Source organism: Burkholderia sp. BCC1988, assembly GCF_905339895.1.
Lineage (GTDB): Bacteria > Pseudomonadota > Gammaproteobacteria > Burkholderiales > Burkholderiaceae > Burkholderia.
In genome coordinates, this window is record NZ_CAJPHA010000005.1 from 304,430 (window position 1) to 324,242 (window position 19,813).

General features: G+C 69.5%; 14 protein-coding genes. 10 read left to right on the plus strand and 4 right to left on the minus strand.

Features of this window, described 5'->3' with window-relative positions:
• The first annotated feature begins 228 nt into the window (after positions 1 to 228).
• The 8 genes from glcD (at position 229) to U4012_RS09720 (ending at position 10,985) form a co-directional block, all read left to right on the plus strand.
• A complete protein-coding gene (gene glcD / locus U4012_RS09685; protein ID WP_321798076.1) occupies positions 229 to 1,728 on the plus strand; it encodes a glycolate oxidase subunit GlcD in 1,500 nt (499 codons plus the stop codon).
• Positions 1,728 to 2,810, plus strand: coding sequence for a glycolate oxidase subunit GlcE (gene glcE, locus U4012_RS09690; protein WP_321798078.1), 1,083 nt, complete (start codon positions 1,728 to 1,730; stop codon positions 2,808 to 2,810). The genes glcD and glcE overlap by 1 nt, the downstream gene beginning before the upstream one ends.
• 26 nt (positions 2,811 to 2,836) lie before the next feature.
• Positions 2,837 to 4,057, plus strand: a complete 1,221-nt coding sequence (glcF, locus tag U4012_RS09695; RefSeq protein WP_321798080.1) for a glycolate oxidase subunit GlcF — start codon at positions 2,837 to 2,839, stop codon at positions 4,055 to 4,057.
• 31 nt (positions 4,058 to 4,088) lie between these two features.
• Complete coding sequence (locus U4012_RS09700; protein ID WP_044848880.1) at positions 4,089 to 4,493, plus strand: GlcG/HbpS family heme-binding protein; 405 nt, start codon at positions 4,089 to 4,091, stop codon at positions 4,491 to 4,493.
• 44 nt (positions 4,494 to 4,537) lie between these two features.
• A complete protein-coding gene (locus tag U4012_RS09705) occupies positions 4,538 to 6,712 on the plus strand; it encodes a malate synthase G (RefSeq protein WP_321798083.1) in 2,175 nt (724 codons plus the stop codon).
• A gap of 548 nt (positions 6,713 to 7,260) precedes the next feature.
• Positions 7,261 to 8,823 carry a diguanylate cyclase gene (locus U4012_RS09710; protein ID WP_044848873.1) on the plus strand — a complete coding sequence of 521 codons (1,563 nt, stop codon included), beginning with the start codon at positions 7,261 to 7,263 and terminating at the stop codon, positions 8,821 to 8,823.
• A 106-nt stretch (positions 8,824 to 8,929) separates the two neighbouring features.
• Positions 8,930 to 10,309 carry a cache domain-containing protein gene (locus U4012_RS09715; protein WP_044848872.1) on the plus strand — a complete coding sequence of 460 codons (1,380 nt, stop codon included), beginning with the start codon at positions 8,930 to 8,932 and terminating at the stop codon, positions 10,307 to 10,309.
• A 31-nt stretch (positions 10,310 to 10,340) separates the two neighbouring features.
• The gene (locus U4012_RS09720; protein ID WP_044848871.1) at positions 10,341 to 10,985 is read left to right on the plus strand and encodes a response regulator; all 645 of its coding nucleotides are present in this window, start codon (positions 10,341 to 10,343) and stop codon (positions 10,983 to 10,985) included.
• Between the two features lie 206 nt (positions 10,986 to 11,191).
• On the opposite strand, the gene U4012_RS09725 is transcribed toward U4012_RS09720, so the two are convergent.
• Positions 11,192 to 11,788 carry an ABC transporter substrate-binding protein gene (locus U4012_RS09725; RefSeq protein WP_321798087.1) on the minus strand — a complete coding sequence of 199 codons (597 nt, stop codon included), beginning with the start codon at positions 11,786 to 11,788 and terminating at the stop codon, positions 11,192 to 11,194.
• A 329-nt stretch (positions 11,789 to 12,117) separates the two neighbouring features.
• On the opposite strand from U4012_RS09725, the gene U4012_RS09730 reads away from it, so the two are divergent.
• Positions 12,118 to 14,751, plus strand: coding sequence for an MMPL family transporter (locus tag U4012_RS09730; RefSeq protein WP_321798089.1), 2,634 nt, complete (start codon positions 12,118 to 12,120; stop codon positions 14,749 to 14,751).
• Positions 14,744 to 15,748 carry a VacJ family lipoprotein gene (locus U4012_RS09735; protein WP_044848868.1) on the plus strand — a complete coding sequence of 335 codons (1,005 nt, stop codon included), beginning with the start codon at positions 14,744 to 14,746 and terminating at the stop codon, positions 15,746 to 15,748. Before U4012_RS09730 ends, U4012_RS09735 begins: the two co-directional genes overlap by 8 nt.
• A 111-nt stretch (positions 15,749 to 15,859) precedes the next feature.
• On the opposite strand, the gene U4012_RS09740 is transcribed toward U4012_RS09735, so the two are convergent.
• The 3 genes from U4012_RS09740 to hpnE are packed head-to-tail and all read right to left on the minus strand — an operon-like array spanning position 15,860 to position 19,813.
• Positions 15,860 to 16,567: a phosphorylase gene (locus U4012_RS09740; RefSeq protein WP_082088758.1), complete on the minus strand. Its 708-nt coding sequence runs from the start codon at positions 16,565 to 16,567 to the stop codon at positions 15,860 to 15,862.
• Between the two features lie 3 nt (positions 16,568 to 16,570).
• Positions 16,571 to 18,544 (minus strand): squalene--hopene cyclase, encoded by a 1,974-nt coding sequence (gene shc / locus U4012_RS09745; protein ID WP_321798093.1) that lies wholly within the window; start codon positions 18,542 to 18,544, stop codon positions 16,571 to 16,573.
• Positions 18,545 to 18,559: 15 nt separating this feature from the next.
• Entirely contained in the window at positions 18,560 to 19,813 is a 1,254-nt protein-coding gene (gene hpnE / locus U4012_RS09750; RefSeq protein ID WP_044848865.1) for a hydroxysqualene dehydroxylase HpnE, read from the minus strand.

Below are 19,813 nucleotides of genomic sequence, written 5' to 3' on the forward strand. Positions count from 1 at the left end.
GGTATGACCACTTCTGACGGATGTCGCCGATTTTCGCACAAACCCTTGTGTTGATTGCGTTTTACGTCCCATCCAGCCGCCCCTCAAAGGCACTCGAACAAAAACTGGTATGACCACGGCGGCGGCATCTGGACACGCCCCCGCCGCCCGCCAAGAATGCCGTCCATCGGCGTGCCGCGCGTCCCGCGGACGCCTGCACGATGAAGATGGTGGAGACGGAGACACACGATGAGTTTCACCTACGACGAACGGATCGACGGCCCGTTGGCGACCGTCGACCGCGACACGCTCGTCGCCGCGCTCGGCGCGGCGGCGCCCGGCCTCGACGTGCTGCACGAGCGCGAGGCGCTGAAGCCGTTCGAATGCGACGGCCTCGCCGCGTACCGCACGGTGCCGCTTGCGGTCGTGCTGCCCGACACGGTCGAACAGGTGCGTGCGGTGCTACGCGTCGCGGCCGCGCACGGCGTGCCGGTCGTCGCGCGCGGCGCGGGCACCGGGCTGTCGGGCGGCGCGATGCCGCTCGAAAAAGGCATCCTGCTCGTGATGTCGAAGTTCAACCGGATCCTGGAAATCGACGCCGACGCCGGCATCGCGCGCGTGCAGCCGGGCGTGCGCAACCTCGCGATCTCGCAGGCCGCGGCACCCTACGGCCTCTACTACGCGCCCGATCCGTCGTCGCAGATCGCCTGCTCGATCGGCGGCAACGTCGCCGAAAACGCGGGCGGCGTGCACTGCCTGAAATACGGGCTGACGGTGCACAACATCCTGAAGGTCGAGATCCTGACGATCGACGGCGACACGCTGACGCTCGGCGCCGACGCGCTCGACGCGCCCGGCTTCGACCTGCTCGCGCTGTTTACCGGCTCCGAGGGGATGCTCGGCATCGTCACCGAGGTGACGGTGAAGCTGCTGCCGAAACCGTCGAGCGTGAGGGTGCTGATGGCGAGCTTCGACGACGTGGCCGAAGCCGGCGCGGCTGTCGCGCGGATCATCGGCGCGGGCGTGATCCCCGGCGGGCTCGAGATGATGGACAACCTCGCGATCCGCGCGGCCGAGGACTTCATCCGCGCCGGCTACCCGGTCGACGCGCAGGCGATCCTGCTGTGCGAACTCGACGGCGCCGCGACCGATGTCGACGAAGACGCCGAACGCGTGGCCGCGCTGCTGCGCGACGCGGGCGCGTCGGAGATCCGCGTCGCGCGCGACGAAGCGGAGCGGCAGCGCTTCTGGGCCGGCCGCAAGAACGCGTTCCCGGCGGTCGGCCGCATGTCGCCCGACTACTACTGCATGGACGGCACGATCCCGCGCCGCGAGCTGCCGCGCGTGCTCGAAGGGATCGCCGCGCTGTCCGCGCAATACGCGCTGCCGGTCGCGAACGTGTTCCATGCGGGCGACGGCAACATGCATCCGCTGATCCTGTTCGACGCGAACCGTCCCGGCGAGCTCGACCGCGCGGAAGCGCTCGGCGGCAAGATCCTCGAACTGTGCGTCGCGGCAGGCGGCAGCATCACCGGCGAACACGGTGTCGGGCGCGAGAAGATCAACCAGATGTGCGTGCAGTTCAACGCCGACGAAATCACGTTCTTCCATGCGGTGAAGGCCGCCTTCGATCCGCAGCGCCTGCTCAACCCCGGCAAGAACATCCCGACGCTGCACCGCTGCGCCGAGTTCGGCGCGATGCACGTCCATCACGGCAAGCTGCCGTTTCCCGAACTGGAGCGCTTCTGATGCGACGCGAACGCGAACCCGAATCGATCGACGACAGCGCGGCACTCGTCGCGCAGGTCGACGCCGCGATCCACGCGCGCCAGCCGCTGCACATCCGCGGCGCGGGCACGAAGGCGTTCGTCGGCCGCGCGGTCGAAGGCCGCACGCTCGACGTGCGCACGCACCGCGGCATCGTCGCGTACGACCCGACCGAACTCGTCATCACCGCACGCGCGGGCACGCCGCTCGCCGAACTGGAAGCGATGCTCGACGCGGCCGGCCAGATGCTGCCGTGCGAGCCGCCCACGTTCGGCGGCACGGCAACGGTCGGCGGCATGTTCGCGGCGGCGCTGTCGGGGCCGCGCCGCCCGTGGGCCGGCGCGGTGCGCGACTTCGTGCTCGGCTGTCGCGTGATCACCGGCCATGCGAAACACCTGCGCTTCGGCGGCGAGGTGATGAAGAACGTCGCGGGCTACGACGTGTCGCGGCTGCTCGCGGGCAGTTTCGGCTGTCTCGGCGTCGTGACGGAGGTATCGCTGAAGGTGCTGCCGAAGCCGCGTGCGACCGGCGATCTCGCGCTGACGCTCGCTGCCGGCGAAGCCGTGCAACGCGTCGCGGCATGGCGTCGCGCGGGGCTGCCGCTCGCGGGTGCCTGCCACGCGGACGGCGTGCTGCGCGTGCGGCTCGAAGGCGGCGAGGGCTCGGTGAAGGCCGCGCACGACACGATCGGCGGCGAGCGGATGGACGATCGCGACGACGGGTTCTGGGCGCGGCTGCGCGACCTGTCGTTGCCGTTCTTCGACGATCCGCGCCCGCTGTGGCGCGTATCGGTGCCGGCGGCCGCGCCGCTCGATGCGCTGCCCGGCGCGCTGCTCGTCGACTGGGGCGGCGCGCAGCGCTGGCTGAAAAGCGACGCCGCGCCGGCCGACGTGCAGCACTTCGCCGCGCAGTGGGGCGGCCACGCGACCTGCTTCACGCCCGGCACGACGCCCGAACCGTTCCAGCCGCTGCCGCCCGCGCTGCTGCGCGTGCATCGGCAGCTGAAGGCGCAGCTCGATCCGCATGCGATCTTCAATCCCGGCCGCCTGTACGCGAACGTCTGACGCCAACCCGACTTCGAACCGCCGATATGCAAACCAATCTCAGCGAAGCCAGCAAGGCCCTCGACCGGGCCGACGAAGCGGAAGCGATCCTGCGCGCGTGCGTGCACTGCGGCTTCTGCAATGCGACCTGCCCGACCTACCAGGTGCTCGGCAATGAGCTCGACGGGCCGCGCGGACGCATCTACCTGATCAAGCAGATGCTCGAAGGCGAGCCGTGCGGCGAGCGCACGCAGCAGCATCTCGACCGCTGCCTGACGTGCCGCAACTGCGAGACGACCTGCCCGTCCGGCGTGCGCTATCACACGCTGCTCGACATCGGCCGCGCGGAAGCCGAGAAGCGCGCGCGGCGGCCTGCGCGCGAGCGCCTGCTGCGCGCGGGCCTGCGTCACGTGGTGCCGCGGCCGGCAACCTTCGCCGCGCTGCTGAAGGCCGGCCGCGCGCTGCGCCCGCTGCTGCCCGGCACGCTGCAGGACAAGATTCCGGCCGCCGTGCCCGCCGCCACGCCGCGCCCGCCGGTACGCCATGCGCGGCGCGTGCTGATGCTGGAAGGCTGCGTGCAGCCTTCGCTGTCGCCGAACACGAACGCGGCCGCCGCGCGCGTGCTTGACCGCCTCGGCATCGGCGTGACGCCCGCGCGCGAAGCCGGCTGCTGCGGCGCGACCGAATATCACCTGAACGCGCAGGATGCCGGGCTCGCGCGCGCGCGCCGCAACATCGACGCATGGTGGCCTGCGATCGAAGCCGGCGCGGAGGCGATCGTGCTGACGGCGAGCGGCTGCGGCGCGTTCGTGAAGGAATACGGCGACCTGCTGCGCTCCGACCCCGTCTATGCGGACAAGGCGCGGCGCGTCAGCGCACTCGCGCGCGACCTCGCGGAAGTGATCGCGGCCGAGCCGCTCGACGCGCTGGCCGAGTCGACGCGACGCCGCGTCGCGGTCCACTGCCCGTGCACGCTGCAGCACGCGCAGCGGCTCGGCGGCGCGGTGGAAAGCATCCTGACGCGGCTCGGCTTCGATCTGACGAATGTCGCCGACGGCCATCTCTGCTGCGGCTCGGCCGGCACCTACGCGCTGACGCAGCCCGAACTCGCGGCCAGGCTGCGCGACAACAAGCTCGACGCGCTCGAAGCCGCGCGGCCGGACCTGATTGTCACGGCCAACGTCGGCTGCCAGACTCACCTGAACGGCGCGGGCCGCACGCGCGTGCGCCACTGGATCGAGCTCGTCGACGACCGACGGGTCGACTGATTCCACCGACTGCTGATTCCGGAGGAACATGATGCAAACCAAACCCGAACTCCAGCTCGCCGACGCCGAACGCATGCTCGCGGCCGCCCGCGTGGAAGCCGCACGGCACGGCTGGGCCGTATCGATCGCCATCGTCGACGACGGCGGCCACCTGCTCGCGTTCGCGCGCCTGGACGGCGCATCGCCGGCCAGCGCCGTCATCGCGCAGGACAAGGCGCGTGCGGCGGCGCTCGGCCGGCGCGAGACGAAAGCGTATGAGGATATGATCAACGGTGGCCGCACCGCGTTTCTCAGCGTGCCGCTGACGGGCTTGCTCGAAGGCGGCGTGCCGGTAGCGTTCGACGGCCGGATTGCGGGCGCGATCGGCGTGTCTGGCGTAAAGTCCGAGCAGGACGCGCTGATCGCCCGCGCCGGCGTACAAAGCGTCGCGACATGAGTCAGCCAAGCCGCGCGCGAATTTTTTCCCCGGGAGGAATCACGATGATCGACCAAGCAGGACTGCAAGTCGCGCCAGCGCTGAGCCAGTTCATTGAAAACGAAGCACTGCCGGGCACCGGTATCGACAAGGCCGCGTTCTGGAGCGGTTTCTCGGCCCTGGTACACGACCTCGCGCCGCGCAACCGCGAGCTGCTCGCGGAACGCGACCGACTGCAGCAGGAACTCGACACGTGGCATCGCGCGCACCCCGGCCCGGTGCGCGACCATGCCGCGTTTCGCGCATTTCTCGAACAGGTCGGCTACCTCGTGCCGGTCCCGTCGAACGTCGCGGCAGCCACCGCGAACGTCGACAGCGAGATCGCGACGCAGGCCGGCCCGCAGCTCGTCGTGCCGCTGTCGAACGCGCGCTATGCGCTGAACGCCGCGAACGCACGCTGGGGCAGCCTGTACGACGCGCTGTACGGCACCGATGCGCTGCCGGAAGACGGCGGCGCCGAGCGCACCACGGCGTACAACCCGACGCGCGGCCAGCGCGTGATCGACTACGCGCGCGGCGTGCTCGACAACGCGGCGCCGCTCGCGAGCGGCTCGCACCGCGACGCGCTGCGCTATCGCGTGGAAGACGGCCAGCTCGCCGTCGAAACCGGCAAGGGCGTCGTGCACCTCGCGCAGCCGGCACAGTTCGTCGGCTACCAGGGTGCGGCGGGCGCGCCGTCCGCGATCCTGCTGAAGCACAACGGCCTGCACCTCGAGATCCAGATCGACGCGTCCACCCCCATCGGCCGCGCCGATCTCGCGAACGTGAAGGACGTCGTGCTCGAAGCCGCGGTCAGCACGATCATCGACTGCGAGGATTCGGTCGCGGCGGTCGACGCCGACGACAAGGTCCAGCTCTACCGCAACTGGCTCGGGCTGATGCAGGGCACGCTGGTCGAGGAGGTCGCGAAGGGCGGCAAGACCTTCACGCGCCGCCTGAACGCCGATCGCGAGTACACCACGCCGGCCGGCGGCACGCTGGTGCTGCACGGCCGCTCGCTGCTGTTCGTGCGCAACGTCGGCCACCTGATGACCAACGGCGCGGTGCTGGACCGCGACGGCAACGAGATTCCGGAAGGCATCCTCGACGGTGTCGTCACGACGCTGTGCGCGCTGCACGACCTGAAGGCCAAGCGCAACTCGCGCACCGGCTCGATCTACATCGTGAAGCCGAAGATGCACGGCCCGGTCGAAGTCGCGTTCGCCGACACGCTGTTCGCGCGCATCGAGGATCTGTACGGCCTGCCGCGCAACACGCTGAAGATGGGCATCATGGACGAGGAGCGCCGCACCAGCGTGAACCTCGCCGCCTGTATCGCGGCGGCGGCCGCGCGCGTCGCGTTCATCAACACCGGCTTCCTCGACCGCACCGGCGACGAGATGCACACCGCGATGGAAGCGGGCCCGATGATCCGCAAGGGCGACATGAAGTCGTCGGCGTGGATCCAGGCGTACGAGCGCAACAACGTGCTCGCTGGCCTGTCGGCCGGCCTGCGCGGCCGCGCGCAGATCGGCAAGGGCATGTGGGCGATGCCGGACCTGATGCACGCGATGCTCGAGCAGAAGATCGCGCATCCGCGCGCCGGCGCGAACACCGCGTGGGTGCCGTCGCCGACCGCCGCGACGCTGCACGCGCTGCATTACCACCTCGTCGACGTGCAGGCCATCCAGCAGGAACTCGAGAAGACGCCGTACGCAAGCGAGCGCGACACGCTGCTCGAAGGGCTGCTGACCGTGCCGGTCGTCGAGCGCGCCGCGTGGAGCGAGAGCGAAATCCTGAGCGAGGTCGAGAACAACGCGCAGGGCATTCTCGGCTACGTCGTGCGCTGGGTCGAACAGGGTGTCGGCTGCTCGAAGGTGCCGGACATCCACGACGTCGGCCTGATGGAAGACCGCGCGACGCTGCGCATCTCGAGCCAGCACATCGCGAACTGGCTGCGCCACGGCGTGATCACCGAGGCCTTCGTGCTCGACGTGTTCAAGCGGATGGCGCGCGTCGTCGACCAGCAGAACGCCGGCGACCCGAACTATCGCCCGATGGCGCCCGGCTACGACCAGTCGACCGCGTTCAAGGCCGCATGCGCACTGGCGCTGCAGGGCACGTCGCAGCCGAGCGGTTATACCGAGCCACTGCTGCATCGGTTCCGGCTCGCGTACAAGGCGCAACAGCACGGCGCGTAAGCCTTCGCATGCGGGCTTTCCCGCATGCGGTTTTCACGAAGCGGGCAGCCATTACGGCTGCCCGTTTTTTGCATTCGAATTCATGCAAACGCTGAAACGGATAATCGATCCGAATCGCACGATTTAAGGTTCCGCGTCCGCCTGCCGTTAAAGCATGTAAATCGGCGACGGCCGTATGCGCGCTGCCCCCTCCTGGCGCAAAGCCTTGCGCTGCAACGTTCCGCACGCGACTGGCAAGTCTCTGCCAGGGCGATAATTTGATCCGGATCAACGGTCCGCAACATTTTCCGCGTGCACGAATGCGCGCGTTATACTCGGACCAATCCGCGCCGCCCGATTCGTCGGATCGTCGAATCGCGGCAATTCTTGCCGGTCGGCAGGTGATGCAGCGGTTTATCAGGCCGCCATCGCCGATCATCGGCACCGTGTTCCAGGTCGGTCGGGCGGAATGCGCACCGGGGGGTGCATTCCGGATCATCGCCGGCAAATCATACGAACAATCGCATCGGCCCGCCGCCCCGGCGACGATGCCCATCGATCCACGGACCATGGCAGAAACCGACTACGCAATGCCCAGCGAATCCGGCCTGACAAGCCGCGTCGCCGCCCAATTGCGCCGGTTCCTGCTGCCGCACCTGATCTTCTATTCAGGGCTGCTGATCGCACTGATCCTGTTGTTGCTGTGCGGCATCCTGCTGTACGAAGGCCGGATCGACGCACGCGATCGCGCGCGCACCACCCAGCAGAACATCGCGCTGATGGCGTCGTGGGACATCGAGCGCAACATCGAGTTCTATGCGCTGTCGCTGCAGGCGGTCGTCGAAGGCGAGAACGATCCCGCGGTCCTCGCGCTGCCGATGCCGCTGCGCCGCCAGGTGCTGTTCGATCGCGCGACGACGGCCAAGTATCTCGGCGGCATCTACGTGCTCGACTCGAACGGCGACATCGCGGTCGACGGCAAGAGCGACGTGCCGCGCAAGGCCAACTTCGGCAACGAATCGTTCTTCACGGTGCACCGCGACAACCCGGACGTCGGCCTGTACGTCAGCGACCCGTACCGCTCGCGCTTGCGCGGCGGCTCGCCGAGCATCGCGCTCAGCCGGCGGATCACGCGGCCCGACGGGTCGTTCGGCGGCGTCGCCGTGATGTCGATCCGGCTCGAATATTTCCAGGACCTGTTCTCGCGCCTCTCGCTCGGCGATCGCGGGTCGATGGCGCTGATCAATACGAAGGGCCTGATGCTCGCGCGCCAGCCTTACGATCCGGCGATCGTCGGCCGCAACATCAGCAAGGCCAGCACCTTCCGCCGGTTCATGACCGCCAACGAAGGGAGCTTCGCCGATACCGCGTCGATCGACGGCGTGCGGCGCCTGTACGTGTTCCGGCACCTCGACCACCTGCCGCTGATCATCATGGTCGCGCGCTCGGAGGCGGACACCTACGCCGCCTGGTACGACCGCGCGATCCCGATCGGCTCGGCGATGGCCTTGCTCGCGCTCGGCTTCGTCGGCCTGTCGATGCTGCTCGACATCCAGCTGCGCAAGCGGCACCGCGCGGAAACCGAGCTGGAAGCGCTCGCACGCACCGACGGCCTCACGGGCCTCGACAACCGCCGGATGCTCGACGTCACGCTCGCGCGCGAATGGCGCCGCGCGGCGCGCTCGCAGCACGCGCTGTCGCTGCTGTTCGTCGATGTCGATCACTTCAAGCGCTACAACGACACGCAAGGCCACCAGGCCGGCGACGATGCGCTCGCCGCGGTCGGCCGCTGCATCGCCGGATGCCTGCGCCGCCCGGCCGACTATGCAGCGCGCTACGGCGGCGAGGAGTTCGTCGTGGTGCTGCCGGACGTCGACACGCCCGGCGCCGTGACGATCGCCGAATCGATCCGCACCGCCATCCTCGATCTCGGCATCCTGCACGACACGGATGCGTCGGACCGCCTGACCGCGAGCATCGGCGTGACGACCTGCTATCCGGAACTCGACGACAGCATCCAGGCCGCGCTGAAGCTCGCCGACGACGCGCTGTACCGCGCGAAGGAAGGCGGGCGCAACCAGGTCGTCGTGCAGACGGCCCCGTCCGCCGAGCGCACGCTGCGGCGCGCCTGAGCCACGGCTGGCCGCCCGGCCGCCACAGCGCCGGCCGCGGGCGAAATCGCCGACAATGTCGGCTCGCCCGGCCGCCGCGCGACACGCGCGCCCGCTTCACACCACCATGAGACTCAAGGCAAAGATTTTCCTTCTGGCCATCGTGCCGTTCCTGCTCGCGATCGCCGGCATCGGCTTCGGCGTGCGCCAGCAGGCGACGTCGCTCGCGCGCACGCAGCACGCGACGATCCAGGCCGCCTACCTGTCGAGCAAGGAAGTCGAGCTGAAGCATTACGTCGAACTCGCGACGAGCGCGATCATGCCGCTGTACGACGCGAGCGGCCGCAATGCGCGCGACGACGGACTGCTGCGCACGCAGGCGCTCGCGATGCTGCAGAAGATGGATTTCGGCCCCGACGGCTATTTCTTCGTGTACGACCTGCACGGCAATGCGCTGATGCATCCGCGCGAGCCCGAGCGCGTCGGCCACAACTACTGGTCGATGCGCGACCCGCAGGGCGCGCTGACGATCCAGCAGCTGATCGGCGCCGCGTCGCACGGCGGCGGCTACGTGCGCTACACGTGGCAGCGGCCGTCGACGGGCAAGCCCGCGCCGAAGCTCGGCTACGTCGTCGCGCTCGAACGCTGGGGCTGGATGGTCGGCACCGGCATCTATCTCGACGACGTCGACACCGCGCTGCAGCGCATCGACGCGCGCGCGTCCGCGAACATCGAGCGCACGATGAGCTGGCTCACCGCGATAGCGCTGACCGGCGCGGCGGCGATCGCCGTCTGTGCGCTGGTGCTGAACGTCAGCGAGTCGCGCAGCGCCGACGCGAAGCTCAAGCAGCTCGCGCAGCGCGTCGTCGAATCACAGGAGCAGGAGCGCGAGCGGCTGTCGCGCGAGCTGCATGACGGGATCAGCCAGATGATGGTGTCCGCGAAGCTGATGCTCGAATCCGCGCTCGCGCGCTTCGAGCGCGGCACCGCGCGCATGCCCGAGGCCGAGCAGGCGCTCGCGTCGGGCGTCGGCCGGCTCGGCGACACGCTGCGCGAAGTGCGCCGCATCTCGCACGCGCTGCGCCCGGCGATGCTCGACGATCTCGGCCTCGCCGCCGCGCTCGAACAGCTCGTGCGCGAGCTCGGCGCGGAAAGCGGCATCGACATCGGCTATACGCAGGTCGCGCATAGCGGCGCGCGGCCGCTGCCCGCGCCGGTCAACACGGCGCTGTTCCGGATCGCGCAGGAAGCGCTCAGCAACATCGTGCATCATGCGCAGGCGTCGCGCGCGGCCGTCACGCTCGACGTCGGCGCGCATGCCGTCACGCTGACCATCGCCGACAACGGCTGCGGCTTCGACGCCGAGCGTACGCAGACCGACGCGCGCCGCGGCATCGGGCTGCGCAACATGCGCGAGCGGCTCGACGCGCTGGGCGGCATGCTGACGATCACGTCGCAGGTCGGCCACACCGTCGTGGCCGCGCGCGTGCCGCTGCGCGCCGCCTGAACACGATCCCCATAACCGGAGACCCTTGCCCATGAGCGCCCCCGACACCGCCCGGCCCGCTGCCCGCCTTCTGCTGGTCGACGATCATCCGCTGGTGCGCGACGGCCTGCGGATGCGGCTCGAGGCGGCCGACCTGTCGGTGGTCGGCGAAGCCGGCAACGCGGACGAGGCGCTTGCGCTCGCCGCGTCGCTCGAGCCCGATCTCGCGCTGATGGACGTCGGCATGAACGGGATGAACGGCATCACGCTCGCCGGCGTGTTCCACGAGCGCTTTCCGGGGATTCGCGTGCTCATGCTGTCGATGCACGACAACATCGAATACGTGACGCAGGCCGTGCGCGCCGGCGCGAGCGGCTACCTGCTGAAGGATTCGCCCGCGAGCGAGATCGTGCGCGCGATCGGCTCGGTGCTGGCCGGGCAGACGTTCTTCAGCGAAGGGCTCGCCGCGCGGATGATCCAGGCAAGCGCGACCGCGTCGCCGCTCGACCGGTTGACGCCGCGCGAGCGCGACATCCTCGATGCGCTGGCCGAGGGGCTGTCGAGCAAGCAGATCGCGCAGCAGACGGGGCTGTCGGTCCGCACGGTGGAAACGCATCGGCTCAATCTGAAGCGCAAGCTCGAGATCGAAGGGCAGGCGGAGCTGATCAAGTTCGCGGTCGAGCATCGGCGGCGGTAGGGCGGCGACGTGCGGCGCCGCAAAAGGCACTCGCCTCGGTCACATTGATTAGCCCTACGATGCGGTTTTTTCTCGCTTCGCATGTGATTCGCCGAGTCGGCATCGCGCAGTGGAATCACCGCTCGACCGCTCGACTGACCACGAACGAAAAAGGCGCCCGGAGGCGCCTTTCACTCATCCAAAATCCAGACTGCGCGCAGCGACGCTCAATTCGTGCGCGAATTGTGCTTCTGCAGATACGCGATCAGGCCGTCGATCCCGCCCGACGCGAGCTGGCTCTTGAACTGCCCCTGGTACACCTGGATCAGCCACGCACCCGACATGTCGATGTCGTAGATCTTCCAGTCGCTGCCGACCTTGCCGAGCCGGTAGCCGACCGACTGGCTGTCGCCCGGCGTCGTGACCGTCGACTGCACCAGCGCATCGGCACCCGACGCGCCGCCGGCCTTGAACGAGAACTTCGCGTCCTGGCTGCCGAGCTGCGCGAGCGACGCGGCATAGGTGCGCGTCATCAGCAGCTTGAACTGCTTGTACAGCTCCTGCTGCTGTTGCGGCGTCGCCTGCTTCCAGGCATCGCCGACCGCGATGCGGGTCGTGCGCTCGAAGTTCGTCGCGGGCAGGAAGCGCTGCTCGACGACTTGCGTGACCTTCGCCATGTCGCCGCCGCGCGCACCCGGATCGGCCTTCATCGCGCTGACGGTGCCTTCGACCGCATTGCGGACGATGTCGACCGGCGCGCTCTGCGCGAAAGCGGAAACCGACACGGCGGCCGCCGCGACGAAAGCAAACAGATGACGTTTCATACGGATATTCGCACTCGGTAAAAAAAACGGACGGCGGATTGCGTCGATCGCATCGGCCGGTGGGTCGAAGTATAGCGGCCCGGCGGCCCGCCTGCCGCGCGGTGACCGACTGTTACCTTTCAGCCCCTTTTGTCACAGGGTGCCGGCCGCAGCGCGATCGGCGCCGATTATGTCAATTTCCGCCGACCATTCGTCCGACAATTCGCGGCGATTCCCTCCCGGCGCAGCAAATATCCTTCCCGCCCCTTTACGCTCCAACGTGGCGACCGACGTCACGTGGCGCCGGTATACTCTTTGCCTTGTCCTTGCCAGCCCCTCCCCACCGCCACATGGTGACTTCTCTCATCGTCCGACTCGTCGCATTGTCGGTACGCCGCCCCGTCTGGGTCGTCGTGCTGTCGCTCGTCATCGCCGTCTTCAGCGGCGTCTACGTCGCGCAGCACTTCAAGATCAACACGGACATCAGCAAGCTCGTCGACGCGGAACCGCAGTGGGCCGCGCTCGGCCAGGCCGTCGACAAGGCCTTCCCGCAACGCAACGGCACGATCCTCGCGGTAGTCGAGGCACCGGCCCCCGAATTCGCGACGGCCGCCGCGCACACGCTCACCGAAGCCCTGCGCAAGCAGGCCGACGCCGGCCGCATCGGCCAGGTCGCCGAACCCGGCGGCGGCCCGTTCTTCGAGCACAACGGGCTGCTGTTCCTGTCGCCGCAGGAAGTGTCGAATACGACGTCGCAGCTTGCGAGCGCGCGGCCGCTCGTCAACGAACTCGCGAAGAACCCGAGCCTGACCGGGCTCGCGACCACGCTGTCCACCACGCTCGGCCAGCCGCTCCTGACCGGCCAGGTGAAGCTGCCCGCGATGGCGAAGCTGCTCGCGCGCAGCGCCGCGACGGTCGACGACGTGCTGGCCGGCAGGCCCGCCGCGTTCTCGTGGCGCGGGCTGGTCGACAGCGATGCCGCACGCCAGCCGGCACGCGCGTTCGTCACGGTGCAGCCGGTCGTCGACTATGGCGCGCTGAAGGCCGGTGCCGAAACGACCCGGGTGATCCGCGACACGGCGAAAGCGCTCGGCCTCGAGCAACGCTACGGCGCGGTCGTGCGCCTGACCGGCGAACAGCCGCTCGCCGACGACGAATTCGCGTCGGTGGAAGACGGCGCCGCGCTCAACGGCGTGCTCACGCTGCTCGCGGTGCTCGTGATCCTGTGGCTCGCGCTGCGCTCGAAGCGGATGATCGGCTCGGTGCTCGTCACGCTGTTCGTCGGGCTCGTCGTGACGGCCGCGCTCGGCCTCGCGATGGTCGGTTCGCTGAACATGATCTCGGTCGCGTTCATGGTGCTGTTCGTCGGCCTCGGCGTCGACTTCTCGATCCAGTACGGCGTGAAGTACCGTGAGGAACGCTTCCGCGATCCGCGCATCGATCACGCGCTGGTCGGCGCCGCGCACTCGATGGGCATGCCGCTCGCGCTCGCCACCGCGGCGGTTGCGGCGAGCTTCTTCTCGTTCATCCCCACGGCCTATCGCGGCGTGTCCGAGCTCGGCCTGATCGCGGGCGTCGGGATGTTCGTCGCGCTGCTGACCACGCTCACGCTGCTGCCCGCGCTGCTGCGCCTGTTCGCGCCGCCGGGCGAATCGAAGACGCCGGGCTTTCCGTGGCTCGCCCCCGTCGACGACTTCCTCGATCGCCATCGCAAGCCGATCCTGATCGGCACGCTCGCGGTCGTGATCGGCGCGCTGCCGCTGCTCGCGTTCCTGCACTTCGATTTCAACCCGCTGCACCTGAAGGATCCGAACAGCGAATCGATGGCGACGCTGCTCGCGCTGAAGGATTCGCCCGAAGCGGCCGTCAACGACGTCACGCTGCTCGCGCCGTCGCTCGCCGAGGCCGACGCGGCCGCGAAGCGCCTCGACGCGCTGCCGGAAGTCGGCCGCACGACGACGCTCACGACCTTCGTGCCGGCCGACCAGCCGGCCAAGCGCGCGGCGATCGCCGCGGCCGCGAGCGAGCTGCTGCCCGCGCTGACGCAGCCGGCCGCGCCGGCCGCGACCGATGCGCAGCGCGTCGCCGCGCTCAAGCGCGTGTCGGACCTGCTCGGCTACGCGGCGGAAGATCACCCGGGCCCGGGTGCCGCCGCCGCGCAGCATCTGTCGGCATCGCTCGCGAAGCTGGCCGCCGCCGACAGCGCGGCGCGCGACCGCGCCGAACGCGCGTTCTCCGACACGCTGCGCATCGCGCTCAACCAGCTCGCGACGCTGCTGCAGCCGCAGGACATCACGCGCGAATCGCTGCCGCCGCAGATCGTGCGCGACTGGGTCGCGCCGGACGGCCACGCGCTCGTGCAGATTTCGCCGAAGGTGCCGAAGGGCGTCGACCCGAACGACGACACGATGCTGCGCCGCTTCGCGAAGACGGTGAAGGCGGCGGAACCCGGCGCGACCGGCGGGCCGATCTCGATCCTGCATTCGGCCGACACGATCATCAACGCGTTCCTGCACGCGGCGCTGTGGTCGATCCTGTCGATCACGATCCTGCTGTGGATCACGCTGCGCCGCTTCGGCGACGTGCTGCGCACGCTGGTGCCGCTGCTCGTGTCGGGGCTCGTCACGCTCGAGATGTGCGTCGTGCTCGGCATGTCGCTGAACTTCGCGAACATCATCGCGCTGCCGCTGATGCTCGGCGTCGGCGTCGCGTTCAAGGTGTACTTCGTGATGGCGTGGCGCGCGGGCCAGACGGGCCTGCTGCATTCGAGCCTCACGCACGCGGTGCTGTTCAGCGCCGCGACGACCGCAACCGCCTTCGGCAGCCTGTGGCTGTCGCATCATCCGGGCACGTCGAGCATGGGCAAGCTGCTCGCGCTGGCGTTGACCTGCACCCTGATCGGCGCCGTGGTGTTTCAGCCCGTCCTGATGGGCAAACCGCGCGTCAAACGCGCCAAGAACCAATTGCAAGGAAACAATGAATAAGGTGCGAATCATTGCGGCGACCGTCGCTGCCAGCGCAGTGCTGAGCGGCTGTGCGACGGGCCCGAACCGCAACCCCAACGACCCGCTCGAGCCGATGAACCGGGCGATGTACAAGTTCAACGACACGGTCGACACGAACATCGCCGTGCCGATCGCGAAGGGTTACCAGAAGATCACGCCGACGCCCGTGCGTACCGCGATCAGCAATTTCTTCTCGAACCTCGGCGATCTCGGCAACATGGCGAACAACCTGTTGCAGTTGCGCATCACCGATGCGACGCAGGACCTGATGCGCGTGGCGATGAACTCGGTGTTCGGCGTCGCCGGCCTGATCGACATCGCGACGCCGGCCGGGCTGCCGAAGCATCACCAGGATTTCGGGCTGACGATGGCGCGCTGGGGCATGCCGTCCGGCCCGTACCTCGTGCTGCCCGTGTTCGGGCCGAGCACGATCCGCGACGGCGTCGGCCGCGCGGTGGACGTCCGCTTCAACCTGCTCAACTACATCGAGCCGGCCGTGCGCAATCCGATGTACATCGCGCAATTCATCAGCGCGCGTTCGGATCTGCTCGGCGCGACCGATCTGCTGAAGCAGGCGGCACTCGATCCGTACTCGTTCGTCCGCGATGCGTATCTGCAGCAGCGCAAGTCGCTGACGTATCACGGCCAGTCGGCGTCGGCCGCGCCGCCGAATTACACGGAGCCGGGTGAAGCGGGGGCGGTGCCGGCGGCCACGCCGGCCGTGCCGGGCTTGCCGAACTACGAGGATCCGGGCGAGTCGGGCGGGGCGCCGAACAACGCGCCGGCGGCGCCGGGCTTGCCACAGTACGACGATCCGGGTGCGGACGGCGCGATGCCCGCGAGCGCGCCTGCCGCGGCCTCGGCCGCTGCGCCCGTGACGGCGCCGAGCGGGGCGACGACGGCGCCGGCCTCCAACGGCGCGCCGATCGCGCCGGCGATGCCGACCCTGCCCGCGAGCGCACCGGCCGCGCAGTAACGCGGCACGGAACCCGCCGACAAGCCGAAGCGCGCTGCATCACGCAGCGCGCTTTTTTGTGCGTCCGGAAAACGGGAACGGAAGGGGGAGAGGAGAAGCGGCGAACGCCGCTCAGACGATCCGCATCGCGCCCGCACGCTCGAATGCGTGCCGCGCCTGGATCAGCGTCGTGCGTGCCGCACGCGCGTCGCCCGCGACCTGCAGCAGCGGGCCGAGCTGCGACGGCTGCTTCAGCAGTTCGCGCAGGATCGGCAGGATGGCCGTGCTGCCGTCGTCGCGCAGGCCGGCCGTCGCCGCGCGCGGCAGCGTGCGCCACGCCGGGTCGACGATCGCGCGGCACACCGCGAACGGTACGCCGCGCGACGCGGCGAAGGCCGCGGCGATATGCGATTCCATGTCGACGGCGAGCGCGCCCTTCGCGCGATGCAGCGACGTCTTTTCCTGTTCGCTGACGACCGGCGCGCCGACCGCCGCCATTGTGCCGCGCGTGACGCGCGCCCATACCGGCGTGTCGTGCAGCGCGGCGACGAGCCGCGCGCTCCAGCCCGGATCGGTCTGCACGCGGCCGAACGGCCCGTCGATCGCATCGGCGATCACGAGCGCGCCGGGCGCGAGATCGGGCGCGAGCCCGCCCGCCGTGCCGAAGCTCACGATGCCCGCGCAACCGCGCGCGGTCGCCTCGGCCAGCGCGCGCTCGAGGCGGTCGGCGCGCGCGGCGAACACGGCCTCGACGCCCTGACCGCGCGCGATGCGCGCCTCGAACGCCATCCCCGTGACGGCGATGACGGGCAACGTGCCGTTGTGCTGCGTCGGCGCCACGCGTTACATCCCGACCGTCACGCGCGTCACGTTGGCGCGCTTCAGGTTGCGATAGCGCGCGAGCGCCCACAGCGGGAAGAACTTGCGATAGCCGTGATAGCGCAGATAGAACACGCGCGGGAAGCCGGTTGCCGTGAAGCGCGTTTCGTCCCACAGGCCTTCTTCGTTCTGCTGAGCGATCAGGTAGTCGATGCCGCGTGCAACGGCCGGGTTGTTCACCTCGCCGGCCGCCATCAGGCCGAGCAACGCCCAGGCCGTCTGCGACGCGGTGCTCGGCGCCTGCTCGAAACCGCGGTAATTCAGCTTGTAGCTGTCGCCGTCCTCGCCCCAGCCGCCGTCCTTGTTCTGGATCGACAGCAGCCACTGCGCGCCGCGCTTCATGCGCGGATCGTCCGGCGTCAGGCCGGCCGCGTTCAGCGAGCACAGGGCCGTCCACGTGCCGTACACGTAGTTCATCCCCCAGCGGCCGTACCAGCTGCCGTCCGGCTCCTGCTCCTTCAGCATGTAGTCGAGCGCGCGACGGGCCGGCTCGCTGTTCAGCGGCGTCTCGCCGAGCTGCGACAGCATCGACAGGCAGCGGCCCGACACGTCGGCGGTCGGCGGATCGAGCAGCGCACCGTGATCGGAGAACGGAATGTTGTTCAGGTAGTACTGCGTGTTTTCCGGTTCGAACGCGCCCCAGCCGCCGTCGCTGCTCTGCATGCCGACGACCCATTCGCGCGCGCGCGCCATCGAGTCGCGATACGTGTCCGTCTGCCTGAGCTTCTGCGCGCGGTCCATCGCCATCACGACCACAGCCGTGTCGTCGACGTCAGGGTAGTGCGCGTTCGCGTACTGGAACGCCCAGCCGCCGGGACGCACGTGCGGGCGGCGCGAGATCCAGTCGCCGCGCACGTCGAGGATCTGCAGCGGGCGCAGCCAGTCGAGGCCGCGCAGCACGGCTTCCTCGGCACGCGCGTCACCGGTCTCGAGCAGCGCATGCGCGGCGAGCGACGTGTCCCACACCGGCGACAGGCACGGCTGGCAATACGCTTCGTCCTCGTGCATGACGAGCAGCTTCTCGAGCGCCTTGCGCGCGATCGCGCGGTTCGGATGATCTTCCGCATAGCCGAGCACGTCGTACATCATCACCGCGTTGGCCATCGCCGGATAGATCGCGCCGAGACCGTCCTCGCCGTTCAGGCGCTCGTCGACGAACGACACGGCCTGGCGGATCGCGCGTTCGCGCGTGTAGTTCGGGAACAGGCCGTCGACGGCGCGCAGCGCATGATCGACCACGCGGAAGAACGCGAACCAGCCGGGGCTCTGGTGGCCCTGGCGCGGCAGCAGGCCGGCGTTGACGGGCGGGTCGATGAACAGCTCGTCGATGCGCACGCCGCGCGGGTTCTTCGCGATCGGGCGCTTCGCGTTCAGCACCAGCAGCGGCACGATCACGGTCCGCGCCCAGTACGACACCTTCGACAGGTGGAACGGGAACCACTGCGGCAGCAGCATGATCTCGACCGGCATCATCGGCACCGCGCGCCACGGAATCGCACCGTACAGCGCGAGCTGGATGCGCGTGAACACGTTCGACATCTCGGCGCCGCCCATCGCGTGGATCGCACGGCGCGCACGCTGCATGTGCTCGGCGTTCTCGTCGTCGCCGATCACCTTCAGCGCGAAATACGCCTTCACGCTCGCGCTGATGTTCGGCGCGCCGTCGGTGAACAGCGGCCAGCCGCCGTCGGCCTGCTGGATGCGGCGCAGATACTTGCCGATCTTCCGTTCGAGCTCGAGGTTCGGCGTCTCGCCGAGATAGTGGACGAGCAGCACGTATTCGGCGGGAATCGTCGAATCGGCCTCGAGTTCGTAGACCCAGTGTCCGTCCGCGTTCTGCGCGGCCAGCAGCGCGTCGGTCGCGCCGGCGACGGCCGCGTCGAGCCCGGCCGGCACGGTGCCGGCGGACAGGGTGGCCATTTCGGTGAGATCGTTCATCGGTCCCTCTGTTGCTTACTGTGTCTGGAGCACGTCCGCGGCCAGCTGGCCGGAACGGATCGCGCCCTCGATCGTGGCGGGCAAGCCGGTGGCAATCCAGTCGCCCGCCAGCACGAGATTGGTCCAGCGCGTACGCACGGCCGGACGTTTCATTTCCTGCGACGGCACCGCCGCAAACCCCGCGCGCGGCTCGACCACGAGCTGCCACGCGGGCATGGTTTCCGGGTTCGCGCCGGTCACGCGCGCGACGTCTTCCCAGATGCGCCGCGCGAGCGCATCGCGCGGCATGTCGAGCCAGCGGCCCGCGTCGCGGATGGTCGCCGCGAGCGGACCGCCGCCGGTGCGCACCGCGTCGACGACGCCGTTGACGACGGTCGTCTGCAGCGGGCCGTCGGCCGGTGTATCGACCGCGAAATACGCGGTCACGACCGCACTGAACGTGTCGGGCGCGGTGAGATCCGGGACGAGCGGCTGCGCGACCTCGGGCGGCACGGCCAGCACGACCGCGTCGCCCGGTGCGAGATCGACGCGCTCGCCGCCGATCGCGACCGCATCGACCGCGTTGCCGTGCGCGCCGAATTCGAACGCATCGAGCCGCGAGTTCAGCCGGATCTGCGCGCCGCCGTGCTGCAGCATCCGCAGCGCCGGTTCGACGAATGCGCTGCCGAGCCCGTGGCGCGCGACGAGCGGGCGCCATCCGGGGCCGCCCGCGGCAAACGTGCCGCACAGCGCCGCGCGCGCGAGTTCGGCGCTCGCGTGGCGCGGCTCGACGTTCAGAACCCCGAGGAAATACGGCCGCAGCCAACGGTCCCACAGCACGCCGTCGCAGCGCATCGTCTGTGCGAGTGAGCGGCCGGTGCGCGCGAACGCGAGCGAGGCCAGCGCAAGATAATCGAGCGGCGTGGTGCCCGGCGCGCGCGATGCGGCGTCGAACAGCCACGACGGCCAGCGCCCGTTGCCGAAACGCAGCGTCCAGCGCTGCTGCGACGCGACGTCGACCACCGGACATTCAGGCAGCGCGGGCCCCGTGAGCCGATCGGCCGCGCCGATCGCGCGCAGGTAGCGCTGGGTCGCGGATTGCCCCGCGAAAACCTGATGCAGCCCGCTGTCGAGCGTCGTGTTCAGCACGCCGTCGAACCAAGAGCGGCAGCGGCCGCCCGCATGCGCATGCGCGTCGTGCAGCACGATGCGCCGCCCGCGGCGTTGCAGCTCGACGGCGGCCGACAGGCCCGCGAGTCCTGCACCGATCACGTGGACGGTTCTGGGCAT